Below are 18,199 nucleotides of genomic sequence, written 5' to 3' on the forward strand. Positions count from 1 at the left end.
GATTGTCATATTGACGAACTCAACTGGCGCGTTAGAACAGTATTTGTGCAAATGCGCACATAGGGCGAAGGGTGGAACCGTGGCGAACTGGGATGAGATCAAAACCGCGTATCAAGTTGCTCGCATAGGAACGGTGAGCGGCGCGGCAGAAGTGTTGGGCGTCCATCATGCAACGGTCATTCGGCATATTGATGCGCTGGAAGAGCACCTTTCGACCAAGCTGTTTCAACGGCACGCGCGGGGGTATACGCCGACGGAAACCGGGCTTGAGCTCCTTCGTGTGGCGAAGATCACAGATGATCAGTTCACCCAGATGACGGGCCGTATTCGCGGGCAGGGAGAGGACGTAAGCGGGGAGCTTGTTGTCACCAGTTTGCCCGGAATGACAGAATTGCTCACGCCCGTACTTGCGGATTTCCAGAGAGAGCATCCAGAGGTGATCGTTCGGTTCCTGACGGGAGCGCGGCTTTTCCGATTGGAATACGGTGAGGCCCATGTCGCGATCCGTGCGGGTAGCCCGCCGCAAGAGGCCGATAATGTGGTTCAGAAGTTTCACACGCAAAACATCGCGATGTACGCCCATGAGGATTATGTCGCGCGACATGGCCAGTTGCAGGGCGAAGAAGATATGCAGCGCCATATCTATGTCGGGACCGACAGCATAGATAACCGAGCGCCGTTCTATCGTTGGCTAAGTGAGAGGGTCACACGGGATCGGGTGCGGTTCCGGTTTACAGATCCTGTTGACGGCCTTGGGGCGGTGCTCTCGGGGGCGGGAATCGGTTTTGTTACGACGCGCGCGGCGCGGCAGCATCCCGAACTGATTGAGCAGCTTCCGCCGCGTGCGGAATGGGCAGCGCCGAGTTGGCTTGTGACGCATGTGGATTTGCATCGCACACCAAAGGTGCAGGCGTTCTTGAAGTTCCTCAAGGAAGCCTCGAAGGAATGGGACGATGACTGAAGCAACGGCCCACGACATCGCGCGTAGTTTGGAGCGCAAGCGAGAGCTTATGGGGCACGCGGCGATGCTTCTGTTTTCGCTGGTGATTGCGGGCTCGTTTAGCTTCGGCGGATTGGTTGCGAACGAGATTGCGCCATCCGCGCTCAACTTTGTCCGCTTTATTATCGCGACTTTGGTTTTGCTACTGGTGGTTCTAAAGACAGATCCCGCGCCGCTTCGATCGCTTCGGGAAGCGGCAGTTGCGCCTTGGCGGTATATGATCTCGGGCGGGTTGATCGGGGCCTATATGGTTCTGATGTTTGAAGGGCTAAAGACCGCTTCGCCTGTTTCTACTGCAGCGGTTTTCACGATCTCGCCTCTCATTACGGCCGCTGCGGCCTATGTTATTCTGCGCCAAGCCCTCCCTAAGCGCGTGCTCGGCGCCTTGCTTGTTGGGGGAATAGGGGCGTTGTGGGTTGTGTTTCGGGCCGATCTTGGGGCGCTGTTGCGGTTCGAAATCGGGCGCGGGGAGCTTATCTATTTCGTCGGCACCTGTGCCCACGCTGTCTATATTCCACTACTTCGCAAGTTTAATCGGGGCGAGAGTAGCTTTGTATATATGACCTATACGATGGGGCTGGGCGTTTTGATCCTGTTCGCCGTCGGAGCCCGCGAGATTTTCGCGACGGATTGGCTGGACCTAAGTCCGATCGTTTGGGCGGTTATTCTTTATACTGGGGTGATGGCGACGGCGCTGAGCCTGAGCCTTATTCATTTTGGCTCTATGCGGCTGCCTTCTGCAAAGGTCATGGCGTATACTTATCTGGTTCCAAGTTGGGTGATCCTGCTTGAGATCGCGCTGGGCCACGGAGCGCCAACGGGCGTTGTGCTGGTTGGCGTGGCGGTGACGGTTATCGCGCTTCTGATGCTGTTGCGGCAGGATTAGGTAAGGGCGTTTTTCTCAAGGTAGGCTTCGAAATCGTCGAGGTTGACCGCTTCGAACTGGCCAAAACTTTGCATCCAGATCGAAGCCTCCCGAAGGGCATCTGGCTCTAGCTTGCACCATTTCACGCGTCCGCGCTTTTCTTGGGAGATCAGGCCCGCGCGGGTCAGAATGGTTAGGTGCTTGGAAATCGCTGCCAATGACATATCGAAAGGTTCGGCCACATCGGTCACGGCCATGTCGTCCTCAAGAAGCATCGAGAGGATGGCGCGGCGTGTGGGATCGGCGAGAGCCGAGAATGCAAGATCGAGGTTGGCGTCCATATAATCGGCATAGCGACAAAGGGTTTAAACCTCAACCTTGTGGTTAAGTGTTTGGATAGAGGGTGGCGTGAGTACGGTATTCTCAACCAAACGGTTGAACATGCGGTTTGGCCCGAAATCCAGTGGATTCCGCTCTGAGGCTCAAGTATTGAATCTTAGTTTATTAATTTAATTGTTTGTTTTCAATTTGTTGTGCGGCATCGGAATCGCTCTGAGAAGGATTGACTCACAGCGCGTCTCTCCATAGGTTGCCGGCGAACCTTTAGGGGCAAAAACCATGGGCAAAGATCGCAAATCTGACCAGCTACATTCGTTGGAAGAAAAGATTGCAAAGATCAAAAACGTTCATGAGCCGAAGCCCATTCAGGAAGAGCACTATTCCCTCGCCAATCAGGCATGGAGGATGGTGATCGAGCTTGTGGCTGGTCTTGGGATTGGCTTTGGCATCGGATATGGGCTGGACAGTCTCTTTGGGACGCTGCCGATTTTCATGGTGCTGTTTACATTCTTGGGGTTTGCCGCAGGGGTCAAAACAATGATCCGCACGGCAGGCGAACTCCAAACCGACAGAGTTGCGGCAGATGCTGCGAAGGAAAACAAGGCGGCTGAGGCTGCTGATAAGACGAAGGACTAAACATGGCGGATCAAGCGGCTAAATCAGGCTCCTCTTTCGGGAAAATCGCGTTGTGGGGCGCAGTTGCACTGATGGCGATTGCGATCGTCTTCATGCAGCCAGATATTAAGGCGCTTGCGATCCACCCGATGGATCAGTTCAACATCATCCCGCTGTTTGGCGACCACACTGGTCCGCTTCACTGGTACACACCAACAAACGCGACGCTCTGGATGGCAACAACGGTTGTTGTTATTGTTCTGTTGCTCGTGCTTGGTACAAGTGGCCGTGCGATGGTTCCGTCTCGTTCGCAAAGTGTTGGCGAGCTTCTTTATGGCTTTATCTACAAGATGGTCGAAGATGTTGCCGGTAAAGACGCGGTTAAATTCTTCCCATATATCATGACGCTGTTCCTGTTCATTATGGTTTCGAACTTCCTTGGTCTTATTCCAATGTCGTTCACAACCACATCGCACATCGCGGTGACAGCGATCCTCGCTTTGCTTGTGTTCATCACAGTAACGATCGTTGGATTTGTAAAGAACGGCGCAGGTTTCCTTGGCTTGTTCTGGGTATCTTCGGCTCCGTTGCCGCTGCGCCCGATCCTCGCGATCATCGAGCTTATCTCTTACTTCGTGCGCCCAGTTAGCCACTCCATTCGTTTGGCGGGTAACGTTATGGCTGGCCACGCAGTTATCAAAGTTTTCGCAGGGTTTGCCGGTGCGCTGGGCGTGTTTGCCTTCATGCCGATCCTTGCCATCACGGCGGTTTACGCCCTCGAAGTTCTCGTGGCCTTCATCCAGGCTTACGTGTTCACCATTCTGACTTGCGTGTACCTGAAAGACGCGCTGCATCCGTCGCACTAAACGGATCAAGTTTGAACTCTCTCAACCTAATTATCTAAATACCACCGTAAGGAGAAATATCATGGAAGTACTCGCAGCAGCAGCACTCGGCAAATTCATCGGCGCAGGCCTCGCAGCAATCGGTTCCGGCGCAGCCGCTATCGGTGTTGGCCACGTAGCCGGCAACTTCCTCGCAGGTGCGCTTCGCAACCCATCTGCAGCAGCAGCTCAAACAGCAACACTCTTCATCGGCATCGCGTTCGCCGAGGCTCTCGGGATCTTCTCGTTCCTCGTTGCTTTGCTGCTTATGTTTGCTGTTTAAGTCTCACGGACCATCCTTACGTGCGGGTGGGTGCCTAGCGCCCGCCCGTTGTAAACAAGGTTCCTGGAGGACGACATGGCAAATGATGCACATAGCGGCGCTGACGCCGCACACGACGTCGCAAATCATGCGCACGATGCAGGCGGCCATGCGGCCGAAGCTGCAGGTATGCCGCAACTAGATTTCGCAACGTTTCCTAACCAGATTTTCTGGCTGGCAGTTACGCTTGTTGTGATCTACCTCGTTTTGACAAAAGTTGCCTTGCCTCGCATCGCTTCCGTTTTGTCCGAACGTCAGGGCACAATCACAGGCGATATCGCTGCTGCTGAAGAGCTGAAGCAGAAAGCGCACGAAGCAGAGCAGGCCTATCTTAAGGCACTTGCAGACGCACGTGTTGAGGCTGCTCGTATTGTTGCAGAAGCAAAAGCAGAAATCCAAAACGATCTGGATATTGCGATTGCCAAAGCAGACGCAGAGATCGCGGTTCAGTCCGCCGAAAGCGAAAAAGCCATTGCGGCCATTCGTGACGGTGCGATGGAGAGCGTGAAAGCGGTTTCCAAGGACACAGCAAAAGAGATCGTTGCGGCGCTCGGTGGTAAAGCCGATGCCAAAACAATCACAGCCGCTGTTACTGCGCGGATGAAAGGGTAATATGATGAAAAATCTTACTTTCCTTCTCGCATTCGCGGCAACACCGGCGATGGCTGCTTCTGGGCCTTTCCTTTCGTTGAGCAATACAGATTTTGTTGTTCTTCTGGCGTTCATCCTTTTCGTTGCGGTTCTGTTGCGTTTCAACGTTCCGGCGATCCTGAACCGCCAGTTGGATGCACGCGCTGAAGGGATTCAGAACGATCTCGACGAAGCACGTGCTCTTCGCGAAGAAGCGAAAACTGTTCTGGCAGAGTACGAGCGCAAGCAAAAAGAAGTTCAAACTCAAGCTGAAGGTATCGTTGCCGCAGCCAAAGAAGAGGCCCGCGCGGCCGCTGAATTGGCAAAAGCAGACCTCCAGAAATCGATTGAACGTCGTATTGCCGGTGCTCAAGATCAGATCGCATCTGCGGAAGCAGCGGCAGTCAAAGAAGTACGCGACACAGCAATCACAGTTGCGATTGGCGCAGCTCGCGATGTTATCGCGGCGAATACTTCTGCGGCGGACGGCAACAAGCTGATCGACGACTCAATTAAAGAGGTCGGTGCAAAGCTGCACTAACTTCGGTTGATATGAATTCAAAAGAACCCGGCCCAGTGTGGTCGGGTTTTTTTATGCGCTAGTTTGAGCCGTAATAACCATCATAGCGATAGCCTGATGCTTTGCTCTCATCATAGGTCAAGAGCGACAAGATCGGCGTTTTGGGTGCGACGCTTCCGGCGAGTTGGGCATAGGCGCCACGCAAGTCGCGTTGTTCTGTCATTCCAAAGCGCACACAATCAATGACGACATCTGCGACAGGCGCGATGTAGCGCGCGTCCACCACGGGGAGAAGCGGGGAAGTGTCAATAATGATGACCTCCATAGCTTCGCGAGCGGTTGCCAGAAGCTTGTGGAACGCATCGGACTGAACCATCTGATCCGTGGGCACATCGGCGCGGTCCCGCCCCATGATAACCCCAAGTTTTGAGCGCGGATCGGAGGTATAGAACCCGACGGCATCCGAGATTGGCATGGACCCTCCGAGATACTCAAGCAGGCTATTTTCGGGGGTGACGTTCAGGTATTGATGTAGGCTGGGCTTGCGCAAATCAGCATCAATCAGAAGCGTTGATTTTCCCGCGGCGGCATAGGTCCGTGCGAGGCCAAGCGCGACGGAACTCTTGCCTTCGGCGGGCACGGAAGATGTGATCATGATCACTTTGCAATCAGATGCGTGGGCTGTGGCCTGATCGATTGCGCTTCGCATGAGCCGAAGGGATTCCGCATAGACCGACAGAGGTGCATCAAGCACGTAATCCGCCACCGTGTGTTGTTCGGGCAGAAGCTCAACCCGAGGGATTGCGGCCGCAACGGGGACGGGCAAGACATTGGCAAGTTGAGTTATCGTCGTGACGCCACCGACGTAATATTCGCTCAAGAATGCAAGCCCAACGCCGAGAACAAGTGCGACAATAACGGCCACAACGACGATCAGGCCTTTGTTTGGGAAGCTTGCGCGAGAAGGCGGCAGAGCTTCGGAAACAATGCGGGTATCGGCAACTTGAACGTAGGCTTGGGCCTGAAGGTCAGATGCGCGCGAAAGGAGCTTGGCATAGTGCCGCTGCGCGATGTCGGCCTCTTGTTGGAGCTGATAGATTTGGGCCAAACTCGTGGGGGAAAGATCACCTTGGAGAACGGTCGTGCGCAGGTCTTGGCGTTTTTCGCGCAGTGAGGCTTCGAGGCCAATAGACTCGTTGCGCAGCGTGGTTAATGCGGACTGGCTCTGTGTGGTAAGGTCGGTTTCCAGCTTCTCAAGCTCGCGGCGCAGATCAATGGCGCTGCTATCATCGGCCTCTCCAATCCGTCGTTTGAGGTCGGCGCGTTGCCGGCTTAGCTCTGCAACGGCGCTATTCTCAAGAGTCGCGGCTAAGCTGTTCCAGTCCTGAGTTTCGAAGGCGGAAGATGCGGCGTTTAGACGTGTCGCGGTGGCAAGGTGTGCGCGGCTTACGACATCCAGATCACCGCGTAGTCCGACAAGATCAAGATTGCCGCTTTCTTGGCTTAGGCGATCGAGATTTGCCTGAATGTAGCGATCAAATGCGCCCTCGGAAGCCGCGAGTTCATCGCGCGCCACGGATATCTGACTCTGGAGAATATCGCGGGCGGCAAGGGCAGCGTTAATCTTGGATTGAACTTGTAGTTTGATGTAGGTTTGTGAGAGGGCATTGGCCAAATCGGCGGCGTGCTGACGGTCTTCGGAGGTGGCGGAAACTGAAATCAGATACGTCTGGCCCATGCGACGAATTGATGTGGTTTTGTTGAGCTTCTGGAGGATAGCGGAAAGTAGATCATCGCCACTCTCTGGCGCAGAATCGGCGAGGCCCAGCATCATTCTGGCTTTGTCGATTGTGGTTAACCGTGGGGCATAGAGCGGATGCGCGTAGAGTTTCGCATGGTCAATCGTGGCCATCGCGACAGTATTCGATTTCAGCATCAGAACTTCGCTTTCGATACGCGCATTATCCGACATATTCGGCGCGGCGTAGGCCTCTTCGCTGTTCAGGAGGTTCTTTTGCGTCGTATCCACAAAGAGCCACGCTGTGGCGGAGTACTGCGGCGTTGCGTAGAGCAGATAAACGAGCGCCGCCCCCAAAACCAACGCAACTGACAGACCAATCAGGCGGATTTTTCGGCGAAGAAGGCCCAAGACGTCTCTTAGGTTCATGGGTTCGGTTGGGCCTGATGTCATAATTGCTGCTTTCGGACGGTTTTTGCTCGTCGCCAATCAGCGTTCAAAATAGTTAATATGGCGTAAACTTTCGTTAACTTTTCGGTTCCGACTGCGCCAACCCGAGGGCGATTATGAAGATAAACAGAAAGACGTTCGCCTGTATTTCCAGACTGAAATCCACAAGGGAATGGATGCCTCCGAGAACGATAACTCCCAGCGCTGCTGCAGGTAGTGCGGTAGGTTGTTTGAGGCTGTGTCTAAGTAGCTTTGCAGCGATCCAAGCAAGGATAAGAAGCGGTAAGGAACCGAAGATTATTCCGCTTTCTGACCATAGGGTTAGGTAGGTGTTGTGCGGGTATTCCCAGATAACGTCGCTTGGAACGCCGGGCGAGTGTTGAAGGGGGAATGCGCTGGTGAAAGAGTCGAGGCCAAAGCCGGTTAACGGGCGGGTTTTGATGAGGTCAATTGTTTGCTGCCAAAGGGCAATTCGGCCGGTGGTGTCGTGGAGCGAAAAAACAGAGCGTTCGATAAGGTCGGCGCCGAATGCGCTAGTTAACAGCGCGGTAAGGATCGTAAACACAGACGCTTGGGAGCGGGAAATGTTGCGTCTGAAAATTAGGATGCAAGCCATCGCTGCGACTGCGGTCGAGAATACCCCCATGCGCGATTGCGTTAGCAGCAGCGCAATGCTGATGCAAAGTATGCCGAGCCACGCCAGCGGTTTTTTCTGAGAGCGACCCTCAAAGATGAGACACAATCCGAGGATTAATCCCATCCCGAGGAATGTTGCGAAGGAGTTCTTATTAACGAAGGTTCCTGTTGCGGCCCCGAGATAGGCAGTCTTTTCGCCCCACGGTACAAAGTCGTTGAGAAGGCGCAGCGCGAACAAAGACCAAATGGCATGAAGTGCGACCCCAATGAAAATGATCCATGCCAGTTGCATCGCGCGTTCACGGGAGGCCGCGGCAAGTATGGCGAGGTAGAAAAGAATCCCATAGCTCGCTAAGCGTAGCGCCCCAAGCAGAGTGGCATTGGGTGTTATACTGACTGTTTTTATTGAGATGCTTAGATCGTTTGGCAGGTCGCCATTTATACCCAATGGAAGCGATTGCACGAGCGCATATATGATCAACACGCCGCCGATCGTGAGGAGAGTGCGCGAGTTTCCAGACATCACGACCCGAGGAGAAGCGATTGTGTTGAGCAGCAACATGAAGGCCAAAATTCCAGACCAGATCATCCAGGCGAGTGGTCGGTTCGATGCCATCGGGATGGCAGATGCAAGGACAATCGCGGCGAGGAGCCAAGCTGACCTGTTGTGCAATTGGTTAATGGTCATGGCGCACCGGCCTTTATCGCAGCTAGGTAGGCGTGTTGAACCCTCTGGGATTGCTCCTGTGCGATGTTGAGTAACATAGCGCGGCGTTCAGGAAATGCGATGTAAAGTTGTGCCATGAATGGGCGCGTGCGGTGGCCTTGGAGGAGCAAGGCGATGTCTTTTTCTATCCAACCTTTGCTGGCGAATGACATTTTCTGCCAGTTATCGAATGCAAATTTTACCCGATATTCCGCCAGCCAGCCTTCGTACGCTGCAGTTTCGTGGGCGAGAGTTAAGGTTGCGTTAACGAATTGCTGATTACCTTCACCCTGATTCGACGCAGCCAATGTTAATAGGGCGAGGGAGTTCGTAGGAGATTGAAGCAGGATTTCTTGTGCGAGATTAGAGCATTTATTGTTGCGCGCTTTTTGCTCTGCTACGGGCATGAATATTCGCGTATTAGCGGTTTGACTGTCGAGGCAACGCATCAGCAGCGCTTCTCTTGCTTGGCTAGATATTGGCAAGGTGTGGCCGTCATCATTGGTCTTCGAGGAAAGCTCAGTGCGGATCCAATGGGCAGATATACATATGATAAATAACGAAAAAGTAACCGTGATGATGCGTCTGGTTAGCAATTTGGACTGGATCCGTGTTGATGACTCTGTGTGTTCTTTTGATATGAGGAAAGTAATGAATAATTTGTTAACGAAAATCTCAGCGCTGCTAACCGCGACGCTTCTTGCAGCGTTGCCGGCTTCAGCGAACGCTCAGACGTTGAGTTTCGATCAGGAGCAATTGCTGAACGCGTGTAGCGCGAGTCCAGGGAGTTGTGCGGCCGCAGTGCAACTCGTGATCGCAGACCTCAAAGCAGCGGGGCTTTCGGAGGCCGAGTTTAATTCGCAGCTTGGTGTAATTGCGGGCACGATTGTCACTGCCGCGCAGGAGACGTCGTCGCAGGATTACAGTGGTTTAGGCGAAGCGCTGGAGCAGGTTGCACAGGAGACTTCTGATCAGCATCAGGCGCAATCGATCCGAAGTGTGGTGGCTGCTGTCGGCTCCGGAAACTTGGCATCGGTAGGGTTGGACAGAAGTCGGGCTGGTGCCGCTGCCTTCGCGGCAAGTCCGAGTTAAGCTACTTCTGATAGTAATCGCGATACCAAGCAACAAACTTAGTGATTCCGTCCCTGAAGCTGGTTTCGGGCTGATATCCAGTGAGCGTGCGTAACAATTCTGCGTTGGCCCAAGTGGCAGGGACGTCGCCTTTTTGCATGTCCATGTAGTTTTTATTAGCTTTGATACCTGTTGCATCCTCGATTGCTTCGATGAAATCCATCAGGCGCACTTTTTCTGAGTTGCCGATGTTCACGACGCGATAGGGCGCAACAGGACTGAGGCTGTCGCCCTCGATGATATCCTCTGGCTTTTCGGGGCGAGCCGGTGGGGTGTCAATAAGTAGGCGAATGCCCTTAACGAGATCCTCCACATATGTGAAGTCGCGGTACATATCGCCGTTGTTGTAAACATCAATGGTCTCACCATCGAGAATACGCTGGGTGAACTTAAAGAACGCCATATCGGGGCGACCCATCGGGCCATAGACCGTGAAGAAACGGAACATAGTCGTCGGCAAATTCCAGAGGTGGGCGTAGGAATGGGCCATGGCCTCACCGGCTTTCTTGGTTGCGGCATAAATCGTGAGAGGGAGGTCGGCTTTTTCCGTTTCGGTATAGGGCATTTCGATATTGGCGCCGTAAACAGACGACGTTGAGGCCATAAGAAGGTGCTCCACGTTAAGCTCGCGCGCGCACTCCATGACATTAAATGTACCGACGACATTGGCGTCAACGTATGCGCGCGGGTTCTCGAGGGAGTAGCGCACGCCCGCTTGGGCCGCGAGGTGAACAATAACGTCTGGCTGTTCATCCATGCACAGGCGGTGAAGGGTCTCAAAATCTTCTAGTTGGCCAATCTTACATGTAAATTTTTCATTCTGGAGGAGGATCTGATGCCGCCGTTCCTTAAGGCGGACGTCATAATAATCTGTCAACGCATCGAACCCCACGACAGTAAATCCTTCTGATAGCAAGAGTTTAGCCAGGTGGAATCCGATAAATCCAGCGGTGCCGGTGATAAGAATCTTTTTCATTACAATGGTCCGCTCGTTTTATGAATTTGGATTGAGTTTTGTTTAGGACGGAACATCGTGGAAATCTAGCGCAGGGTTAGGCAAATCTAAACTTCTTGGTCGTATGCATGGCTTTGCGCGGCGGCGGAGGTGAACTGTGAACGGATTATGGAGGTTATTAGTTGGGTTAGCATTGATTGCGTTGGGTGCGTGCTATGCTGATGGGCCTAAGTTGGAGCGCACCTATCAATATACGGGTTTGGCGTTCACGCAGACGCTGGAGTTGTTCGAAGATGGATCCTATCGCCATATCGTGCGCCAATCGACGGGAAATAGCATCAGTACACGGCAGGGCTCATGGGGGCTTGATCACGGAGTAATCAGGCTTGCGTACTTTAACCTTGTGGTGACGCATAAAGACTTCGCGGAACATCGGATGGGATACTCGAAGGTTGCCATTACGAATGCAGATATAAGTTCTGGCATTCTAGGTGCCGTCGTCTTGACCGTTACCGACGAGCGGGCTGTCGAGTTTGTGAGCATTGATTAGCGGCTCGGATTGCTTCACAAGTTTTTATGAGATCAGATCGTGTCGTTAGGCACTGGTGGAAATAGGGCGGGGGAGTGCAGTGGTAAGTGATGTTGTGATTTTCGGTGGTTCGGGATTCATCGGCCGGAACCTCGCTGCTGCGCTAGCAGATTCAGGTAAAAGAGTTACTGCAATATCGCGTCGACCGCTGCCATTGTCACACGAAAACATCACGAGTGTTAAGGCAGATTTTGGTGATGTGTCGACCTATGAGCGGTACATACGCGAGGGTCACACAGTTGTGCAGCTCGTAAACGGTATTAATCCGCGGACAGGCAACGGACAGTTGTTACATGACATTGAGCATGAGGTCTTCCCGCACATTCGCTTTTTAGAGCTGTGTGCGAGCCGTGGCGTCTGTCGCGTAATTTTCGCCTCGTCGGGGGGGGCGGTATATGGAAACGCGCCTATTGTACCGACCAGCGAGGAAGTGGTTCCTACGCCGCAGAATTCGTACGGTGTCGTTAAGCTGATGATTGAGAAGTATTATGATTTATTCCATCTAACACACGATCTAGATTTTGTTACTCTAAGGTTATCAAACCCTTACGGTCCTTCGCAGGAATACCGTAGCGCGCAGAATTTCTTGATACCGAGCATAATTGAGAAACTTCAGCACGATCAGGAAATGACCATCTATGGTGATGGCGAGGATGCTCGGGATTTTGTCTATATTGATGACGTCGTTGCGGCATTCTGTTCTGCAATCGAGCGCCAAGCCTTATTCCACCGCCTATTGAATATTGGTGGAGGCGGCTGTTTGACGATCAACGCAATAGTAAGTGAGATTGAAGCAGTTGCGGGCCGTAATATTCGCCGCAAGTATATAGAGGGGGATGGATCGAGCGTTCGCCAGAGTCATCTTGACATATCGCTTGCCGCTAAGGAGTTAGGTTGGAAGCCACAAATTGGTCTACGCCCAGGTTTGATCCAGACCTTGCGCGGAGAGGGCTTCACCCAATTCAATCAATAACAAGAAAAGCTTTGATGCGGTATAGGCTTACCAAAGCCATCAATTCTAAGATGTCAGTGAGATAAAAGGCGAGACTATCTATAGATTTTGGTGGCGGAGACGAAGGGATTCGAACCCTCGAGACCCTTCCGGGCCTACTCCCTTAGCAGGGGAGCGCCTTCGACCACTCGGCCACGTCTCCGCTGGCGTGTATATGTGTCGGAACAATAAGAAACAAGGCAGAAAATCAGCGATTGGAGACTTTTTTGTTTGCGGGGGAGCGTAGAGAATTTAGCGAAATCTTGTGGTTATCGGTGTTTGTTTCCTGCGGCCCCTTTTCACTTACTTGCACCACTGAAAAGGGGGAGTTGATCTCTGATGGTGAGGGTCGTCATACATGTTCGGAATAATGAGTTATGACTGAGATGCGCTGACCTCGTCGATGAATGTTTCTGTTTGATCCTCGTTAGCACCATAGTATCTTTGTATTATTGCATGGGCGCCGATGGGATGTCGGCGCCCATGAGTTCGACTATTCGTAGGCGCCGGCGGAATAGGTGAGTTCGTAGCCGTGGCTGTATAGTTCAAAGACAATGCCAAACGGGTCTTCGACATAAACCATCCGATAGGGTTTTTTGCCGGGGTAATATTCACGCACTGGCATGCGCTGGCGGCCTCCTGCTTCGACGATGCGCTGGGTTAGCCCCTCGACATCTGGGTCTTGTATCGCAAAATGGAAGGTGCCGTGCCGCTTGTGTTCGAGCTTATCATCGGGCGCATAGTTGTCGGGGAACTCGAAGATTTCGATGCCGATGCCGTCCGCGGTAGAGAGGTGCGCAATTCTGAGCGAGCCCCATCCTGGGCCGAACACATCGGTGCACATAATGCCGATGGCGCTGTCATCTTCGATGGCTTCGGATGGCTGCATCACGACATAGAATCCGAGGACTTCGGAGTAGAACTTTACTGCGGCGTCGAGGTCGGGGACCGAGAGGCCGATATGGGAAAATGTGCGAGGGGTCGGGGTCATTGTTTCTCTCCAATGGGTTGCGTTGAAGCTAAGGTAGACACCGGTTGGGAATATGTGAAATTATCATATGGAATGATAATCATAACAAATTGATTGAAATCCCATGTTGAACGCAAATTGGCTCAATACATTCACCACGCTTTGCGAGACGGGGCATTTTACTCGAACGGCAGAGCGGTTGAATATGACGCAACCAGGTGTCTCGCAGCACTTGAGGAAGCTTGAAGGTCAGCTAGGGCAAGCGCTGATTAGTCAGCAGGGCAAGAGCTTCACGCTTACTGCCGCGGGCGAGGCGATTTTTGAGCTGGGTCTGTCGCGTCGCGCCGAGGAAAAGAGGCTTCGAGAGGCGTTGGAGACCGATGATCGAGATGTCGGGGAGGTTCGTATTGCCTGTTCAGGGAGCTTTGCCATGCTGCTCTATCCCAAGCTGTTACCTTGGATGGAGGGCGCGCCAGATCTATCTATCAAACTTGAGGCAGCGCCACAGGCAGAAATTCAATCGGGTTTGCTCGACGGGCGCTTTGATCTTGGCGTGTTGGGGGCGGACCCTAATCATGCGCGTTTAGATGCAAGGCGCATGGGGCGCGAGGAGTTGTGCCTTGTTCTACCTGCGGACGCGTCCGAAGAGTTGACGGGATTTGCCGATCTGGATGAGCGTGGTTTCATAGCGCATCCAGATGGTCACGCCTATGCGGACGATTTGCTGAATCTCAACTTTCCCGAAGCATACCCTGGCGCGGACAAGATACGCATTCGCGGCTATGTGAACCAGATCGGACAGATTCCCGCGCCGGTCGCGCGGGGAGTTGGTTATACCCTGCTGCCTCGAAGTGGCGTCGAAGCGTTTGGGCAGAAAGAACTACTCAAGATTATAGAGCTTCCAGAGCGTCGCTGGCACGAGTTGTGGTTGGCCAATCGGCGCGGCCGCTCTTTGTCGGCTCGGCTCACATATGCGAGCGAACTAATCGCAAGCGTCGCAGGGCAACTCAAGTAAGTATTGAACCCTAGTCTCTAGGCGAAATATATGAAGTGATTTGTTAAACCAAATGTGGGTCTTGACCTATGCCTTTTATATCTATATTTCTCGATATATGGATAAATTAAATGCCCTTGAAGCTTTTGCTGCACTTAGTCAGGCCACTCGCCTAGACGTATTCCGCCTTCTCATGAAAGCAGGAGAGAGGGGAATGTTGGCTGGCGAAATTAGCAACACTCTTGAGGTGCGCCAGAATACGATGTCGACCAATCTTGCGATCCTAGCACGCTCGGGGTTGATTCGGAGTGAGAGAGAAGGGCGGAGTGTTCGTTACTTCGCGGACATGGAAGGGATGCGAGGCTTGCTCGCCTTCTTGATGGAGGACTGCTGCGATGGCCGTCCAGAGTTATGCCGACCCATCATAAATGAATTGGCTTGTACGAATTAGAATGTGCGGAATGCCTAAGGCAGGCCGCGAAACAAATGAGAGTTAACTATGACTGATACAACACTTCCAGCGACGGCAGGGCTTGGTGCATTCGAGCGTTGGCTGTCCGTTTGGGTGGCGATTGCAATTGGTGCAGGCTTGTTTCTCGGCAATGTATTTCCAGAGGTTTTTGCGGCGCTCGCCTCGCTTGAGGTCGCATCGGTCAACCTTCCTGTTGCGGTGCTGATTTGGGCGATGGTTTATCCCATGATGGTTGGCGTGGACTTCGGCACGCTCCGACAGGTGGGGGATAAGCCTAAAGGGCTGGTCCTTACTCTAGTGATAAACTGGCTGATCAAACCCTTTACGATGGCAGCGCTGGGCGTACTGTTTTTCAACTATGTGTTTGCAGGGTTGATTCCGCCCGATGATGCGCAGCAATACTTGGCGGGTGTTATTCTGCTCGGGGCTGCGCCATGTACTGCGATGGTTTTCATTTGGTCAAACCTGACGCGCGGCGACCCTAACTATACTTTGGTCCAAGTTAGCGTAAACGACGTCGTGATGATTTTTGCCTACGCGCCTATCGTCGCGTTCTTATTGGGTGCGACCGACATCATAGTCCCGTGGGACACCTTGATCTTGTCGGTTGGTCTGTATGTCTTGCTGCCTTTGTTCGCTGGGTATCTGACGCGGCGGCGACTGGTAGAGAAGGGCGGAGAAGAGGCGGTTAATGACTTCAAGGCGCGCGCGCAGCCCTTCTCGATCATCGGGTTGCTTGTAACCGTTTTGCTGCTCTTTGCTTTTCAGGGCGAGGTAATCCTTGAGAACCCATTGGTGATCGCGCTCATCGCGGTGCCATTGTTGATCCAGTCGTTCGGCATTTTCTTCCTTGCTTACTTTGCCGCGCGAGCTTGGGGCATTCCGTTCAATGTAGCGGCTCCTTGTGCGCTGATCGGCACGTCAAACTTTTTCGAGTTGGCTGTTGCTGTGGCGATAAGCCTATTTGGGCTAGGGTCTGGCGCAGCACTTGCCACAGTTGTTGGCGTCTTGGTCGAGGTTCCAGTGATGCTCACTCTGGTGGCATTCGCGAACAGGACTCGGCACTGGTTTCCATCAGAAGGCAACACAAAATGACCGTCGTTATACATCACAACCCAGATTGCGGAAAATCTCGTAAGGTCTTGTCGATTATCGAAGCTTCGGGCAAAGAGCCAGTGATTATCCCGTATCTTGATACAGGCTGGACGCGGCCACAACTCCTGGCTCTGTTCGCCGCTGCGGACCTTACGCCGCGCACCGCGTTGCGCACGACGAGGTCGCCCGCAGAGGAATTGGGGCTGCTCGATCCTTCCGTGGACGACGAGACGCTAATCGCGGCAATGCTTGAACATCCCGTTCTGGTGAACCGTCCTATTGTTTGCTCTCCTAAGGGGGTTAGGTTGTGTCGACCAGTCGAGATCGTGCTGGACCTTCTTGACCGATTGCCGCCGGGTCCGATGGCAAAAGAAGATGGCACATTGATTTTGGATGAGGAAGGAAAGCGCGTTGACTGATACTCCGAATATTGACGAATCACATTTCCAAGCCATCAGTTTGGAACGACTTGCGGCGCCATCAAATGAATTGCGCCCACCGCGTATCCTATTGCTATATGGCTCGCTTCGAGATCGTTCTTATAGCCGTCTGATGACGGAAGAAGCCGCTCGCATTTTGACACGACTTGGCGCCGAAACTCGAACATTTTGCCCCTCTGGATTGCCTCTGCCCGACGATGCTGAGGCCTCTCATCCCAAGGTGCAAGAGTTACGTGATTTGGTCACTTGGTCCGAAGGGATGGTCTGGTGTTCGCCTGAACGACATGGCGCAATGACAGGCATAATGAAAACTCAAATTGACTGGATCCCTCTCTCGCTCGGCGGGGTGCGCCCAACCCAAGGCAAAACTCTGGCGGTTATGCAGGTCAGCGGCGGCTCGCAGAGCTTCAACGCCGTCAACCAGCTACGTATTCTCGGGCGCTGGATGCGTCTTCTAACGATTCCGAACCAGTCTTCTACTCCCAAAGCATTCCATGAGTTTAACGAGGCAGGCCGAATGAAGCCGTCGCCATTCTACGATCGAGTGGTTGATGTGATGGAGGAGCTGATGAAGTTCACTGTCCTGACAAGAGACAATAAGGACCATCTGGTCGACCGTTACAGCGAACGCAAAGAAAGCGCCGCGGAGCTATCGGCGCGTGTTAACCAAGCGGCGATCTGATTGCTATCGCGAATGAGGTTAGGTTGTTCCAAGTAATAGGAAGGGCGCGAAAATCCGCGTAACTTGAAAACATGGCTTGTATTTTTGTTACTTTATAAAATAATAAAGGTGCAACAGTGAGGTTAGCGAATGAGAAAACCTGCGGCGGCCCGACAGACGGATGTGCTGAGTGTACTGAGATTATCTGATCGCCCAATGACGGCGTATCAAATTCTTGAAAGGCTTCAAGCGGCCGAGCCAGATATTGCCCCGCCTACTGTATATCGCACCCTTACCGCATTGACAGATCAAGGGCGCGCGCATCGTCTTGAGTCGCTTCGTGCGTTCGTGCCCTGTCGCTGTAACCATGAAGAAAGCGTGCCTGTCTTGGCCATTTGCGAGGATTGCGGTTCGGTGGAGGAGCATGATGGCAGCGACCTCTTGCCGAAACTTACAGCGCTAACAGATAAGAATGCCTTTCGGGCTGAACGGCATATTGTTGAGATTCACGGGCAATGCGTTAGCTGCGCCGCGTAAACATTTTCATAAACAAATTGGATATAAAATGAAACGAAGCATTTCTCTTATTGCTCTTGTTGCTCTTGTTGCGGCATTCCCCGCATTCGCCGAAAACTCTCGCCAGCTTGATGCGCATGAGCATGGTGTCGGGGCGCTCGACATAGCGATTGAAGGTACGTCTGTCGCGATGATATTCAAAGCGCCTGGCGCCGATATTGTCGGGTTTGAGTATTCGGCAGAGAGTGACGCCGATGTTTCAGCGGTCAATGCAGCATTGGTAGCATTGGAAGCACCGCTGGAGTTATTCAGGATGCCTGATGCTGCGAATTGCGAAGTCATTGAAGCACACGCAGAGTTGGAGAACGGTGAGCAAGAAGCGCATCACGATGAAGATCGCCATGATGATCACGCGGATGAGGAACGCGAAGAACACAATGATGAGCATGAGGAACATGAGCATGAAGATCATGATCCTTCCGAAGATGCGGGGCATACAGAATTCCACGCCGAGTATGCGCTGAACTGCGAAAATACAGATGCTTTGGCCGAGATAACCTTCCCTTACTTCGAAACATTTCCGAACGCACAGGAGCTTGAGGTTCAGATCATTGATACAACTGGCGCACAGGCGTTCGAAGTGGAGCGTGATGCACCTGTTCTGAACTTAAAGCGTTGAT

The 18,199-nt window shown here is 52.9% G+C and carries 23 protein-coding genes and 1 tRNA gene; 17 read left to right on the plus strand and 7 right to left on the minus strand.

Annotated features, from left to right (window positions below; all coding sequences use genetic code 11):
* The first annotated feature begins 79 nt into the window (after positions 1–79).
* Both ACFE33_RS02975 and ACFE33_RS02980 read left to right on the plus strand, forming a co-directional pair.
* On the plus strand, positions 80–961 hold the full coding sequence (locus ACFE33_RS02975) for a LysR family transcriptional regulator (protein WP_380056700.1): 882 nt from the start codon (positions 80–82) through the stop codon (positions 959–961).
* On the plus strand, positions 954–1,886 hold the full coding sequence (locus tag ACFE33_RS02980) for a DMT family transporter (protein ID WP_380056702.1): 933 nt from the start codon (positions 954–956) through the stop codon (positions 1,884–1,886). Before ACFE33_RS02975 ends, ACFE33_RS02980 begins: the two co-directional genes overlap by 8 nt.
* Here ACFE33_RS02980 and ACFE33_RS02985 read toward each other — a convergent pair.
* The gene (locus ACFE33_RS02985; RefSeq protein ID WP_380056705.1) at positions 1,883–2,206 is read right to left on the minus strand and encodes an ArsR/SmtB family transcription factor; all 324 of its coding nucleotides are present in this window, start codon (positions 2,204–2,206) and stop codon (positions 1,883–1,885) included. The genes ACFE33_RS02980 and ACFE33_RS02985 overlap by 4 nt on opposite strands.
* Positions 2,207–2,483: 277 nt before the next feature.
* Between ACFE33_RS02985 and ACFE33_RS02990 the strand changes: the two genes are divergently transcribed.
* The 5 genes from ACFE33_RS02990 to ACFE33_RS03010 all read left to right on the plus strand — a co-directional run bounded on the left by ACFE33_RS02990 (position 2,484) and on the right by ACFE33_RS03010 (position 5,196).
* Positions 2,484–2,840, plus strand: coding sequence for an AtpZ/AtpI family protein (locus ACFE33_RS02990; RefSeq protein ID WP_380056707.1), 357 nt, complete (start codon positions 2,484–2,486; stop codon positions 2,838–2,840).
* A gap of 71 nt (positions 2,841–2,911) precedes the next feature.
* Positions 2,912–3,685 (plus strand): F0F1 ATP synthase subunit A, encoded by a 774-nt coding sequence (locus ACFE33_RS02995; RefSeq protein ID WP_380058639.1) that lies wholly within the window; start codon positions 2,912–2,914, stop codon positions 3,683–3,685.
* Positions 3,686–3,746: 61 nt separating this feature from the next.
* Positions 3,747–3,986, plus strand: coding sequence for a F0F1 ATP synthase subunit C (locus tag ACFE33_RS03000; RefSeq protein WP_380056709.1), 240 nt, complete (start codon positions 3,747–3,749; stop codon positions 3,984–3,986).
* A gap of 75 nt (positions 3,987–4,061) precedes the next feature.
* Positions 4,062–4,637 (plus strand): F0F1 ATP synthase subunit B', encoded by a 576-nt coding sequence (locus ACFE33_RS03005; protein WP_380056712.1) that lies wholly within the window; start codon positions 4,062–4,064, stop codon positions 4,635–4,637.
* Between the two features lie 4 nt (positions 4,638–4,641).
* Complete coding sequence (locus tag ACFE33_RS03010; RefSeq protein WP_380056715.1) at positions 4,642–5,196, plus strand: F0F1 ATP synthase subunit B; 555 nt, start codon at positions 4,642–4,644, stop codon at positions 5,194–5,196.
* A 58-nt stretch (positions 5,197–5,254) separates the two neighbouring features.
* Here ACFE33_RS03010 and ACFE33_RS03015 read toward each other — a convergent pair whose 3' ends face one another.
* From ACFE33_RS03015 to ACFE33_RS03025, 3 genes are all read right to left on the minus strand, one after another.
* Positions 5,255–7,366: a GumC family protein gene (locus tag ACFE33_RS03015; RefSeq protein WP_380056718.1), complete on the minus strand. Its 2,112-nt coding sequence runs from the start codon at positions 7,364–7,366 to the stop codon at positions 5,255–5,257.
* A gap of 73 nt (positions 7,367–7,439) precedes the next feature.
* Positions 7,440–8,687, minus strand: a complete 1,248-nt coding sequence (locus tag ACFE33_RS03020) for an O-antigen ligase family protein (RefSeq protein WP_380056721.1) — start codon at positions 8,685–8,687, stop codon at positions 7,440–7,442.
* Positions 8,684–9,112 (minus strand): hypothetical protein, encoded by a 429-nt coding sequence (locus ACFE33_RS03025; RefSeq protein ID WP_380056724.1) that lies wholly within the window; start codon positions 9,110–9,112, stop codon positions 8,684–8,686. Before ACFE33_RS03025 ends, ACFE33_RS03020 begins: the two co-directional genes overlap by 4 nt.
* A 244-nt stretch (positions 9,113–9,356) precedes the next feature.
* On the opposite strand from ACFE33_RS03025, the gene ACFE33_RS03030 reads away from it, so the two are divergent.
* Positions 9,357–9,797, plus strand: coding sequence for a hypothetical protein (locus tag ACFE33_RS03030; RefSeq protein ID WP_380056727.1), 441 nt, complete (start codon positions 9,357–9,359; stop codon positions 9,795–9,797).
* A gap of 1 nt (position 9,798) precedes the next feature.
* Here ACFE33_RS03030 and ACFE33_RS03035 read toward each other — a convergent pair whose 3' ends face one another.
* Complete coding sequence (locus tag ACFE33_RS03035; RefSeq protein ID WP_380056730.1) at positions 9,799–10,812, minus strand: SDR family NAD(P)-dependent oxidoreductase; 1,014 nt, start codon at positions 10,810–10,812, stop codon at positions 9,799–9,801.
* 136 nt (positions 10,813–10,948) lie between these two features.
* On the opposite strand from ACFE33_RS03035, the gene ACFE33_RS03040 reads away from it, so the two are divergent.
* Positions 10,949–11,341, plus strand: a complete 393-nt coding sequence (locus tag ACFE33_RS03040; RefSeq protein ID WP_380056733.1) for a hypothetical protein — start codon at positions 10,949–10,951, stop codon at positions 11,339–11,341.
* A 79-nt stretch (positions 11,342–11,420) separates the two neighbouring features.
* Positions 11,421–12,353 (plus strand): NAD-dependent epimerase/dehydratase family protein, encoded by a 933-nt coding sequence (locus tag ACFE33_RS03045; RefSeq protein WP_380056736.1) that lies wholly within the window; start codon positions 11,421–11,423, stop codon positions 12,351–12,353.
* 91 nt (positions 12,354–12,444) lie between these two features.
* Here ACFE33_RS03045 and ACFE33_RS03050 read toward each other — a convergent pair.
* Positions 12,445–12,534 (minus strand) — tRNA-Ser (locus ACFE33_RS03050).
* Between the two features lie 330 nt (positions 12,535–12,864).
* Positions 12,865–13,362: a lactoylglutathione lyase family protein gene (locus tag ACFE33_RS03055; protein WP_380056739.1), complete on the minus strand. Its 498-nt coding sequence runs from the start codon at positions 13,360–13,362 to the stop codon at positions 12,865–12,867.
* 103 nt (positions 13,363–13,465) lie between these two features.
* Here ACFE33_RS03055 and ACFE33_RS03060 point away from each other — a divergent pair, with 103 nt between their 5' ends.
* From ACFE33_RS03060 to ACFE33_RS03090, 7 genes are all read left to right on the plus strand, one after another.
* Positions 13,466–14,356 (plus strand): LysR family transcriptional regulator, encoded by an 891-nt coding sequence (locus ACFE33_RS03060; protein WP_380056742.1) that lies wholly within the window; start codon positions 13,466–13,468, stop codon positions 14,354–14,356.
* A 97-nt stretch (positions 14,357–14,453) separates the two neighbouring features.
* A complete protein-coding gene (locus ACFE33_RS03065) occupies positions 14,454–14,786 on the plus strand; it encodes an ArsR/SmtB family transcription factor (protein WP_380058640.1) in 333 nt (110 codons plus the stop codon).
* A 48-nt stretch (positions 14,787–14,834) separates the two neighbouring features.
* Positions 14,835–15,902: an ACR3 family arsenite efflux transporter gene (gene arsB / locus ACFE33_RS03070; protein ID WP_380056745.1), complete on the plus strand. Its 1,068-nt coding sequence runs from the start codon at positions 14,835–14,837 to the stop codon at positions 15,900–15,902.
* A complete protein-coding gene (gene arsC / locus ACFE33_RS03075; protein WP_380056748.1) occupies positions 15,899–16,321 on the plus strand; it encodes an arsenate reductase (glutaredoxin) in 423 nt (140 codons plus the stop codon). Before arsB ends, arsC begins: the two co-directional genes overlap by 4 nt.
* Positions 16,296–17,024 (plus strand): arsenical resistance protein ArsH, encoded by a 729-nt coding sequence (gene arsH, locus ACFE33_RS03080; protein ID WP_380056751.1) that lies wholly within the window; start codon positions 16,296–16,298, stop codon positions 17,022–17,024. The genes arsC and arsH overlap by 26 nt, the downstream gene beginning before the upstream one ends.
* 129 nt (positions 17,025–17,153) lie before the next feature.
* On the plus strand, positions 17,154–17,540 hold the full coding sequence (locus ACFE33_RS03085) for a Fur family transcriptional regulator (protein WP_380056754.1): 387 nt from the start codon (positions 17,154–17,156) through the stop codon (positions 17,538–17,540).
* Positions 17,541–17,568: 28 nt separating this feature from the next.
* Positions 17,569–18,198, plus strand: coding sequence for a DUF2796 domain-containing protein (locus tag ACFE33_RS03090; RefSeq protein WP_380056756.1), 630 nt, complete (start codon positions 17,569–17,571; stop codon positions 18,196–18,198).
* Position 18,199: the final 1 nt, after the last annotated feature.

Source organism: Falsihalocynthiibacter sp. SS001, assembly GCF_042445055.1.
Taxonomy (GTDB): Bacteria; Pseudomonadota; Alphaproteobacteria; order Rhodobacterales; family Rhodobacteraceae; genus Falsihalocynthiibacter.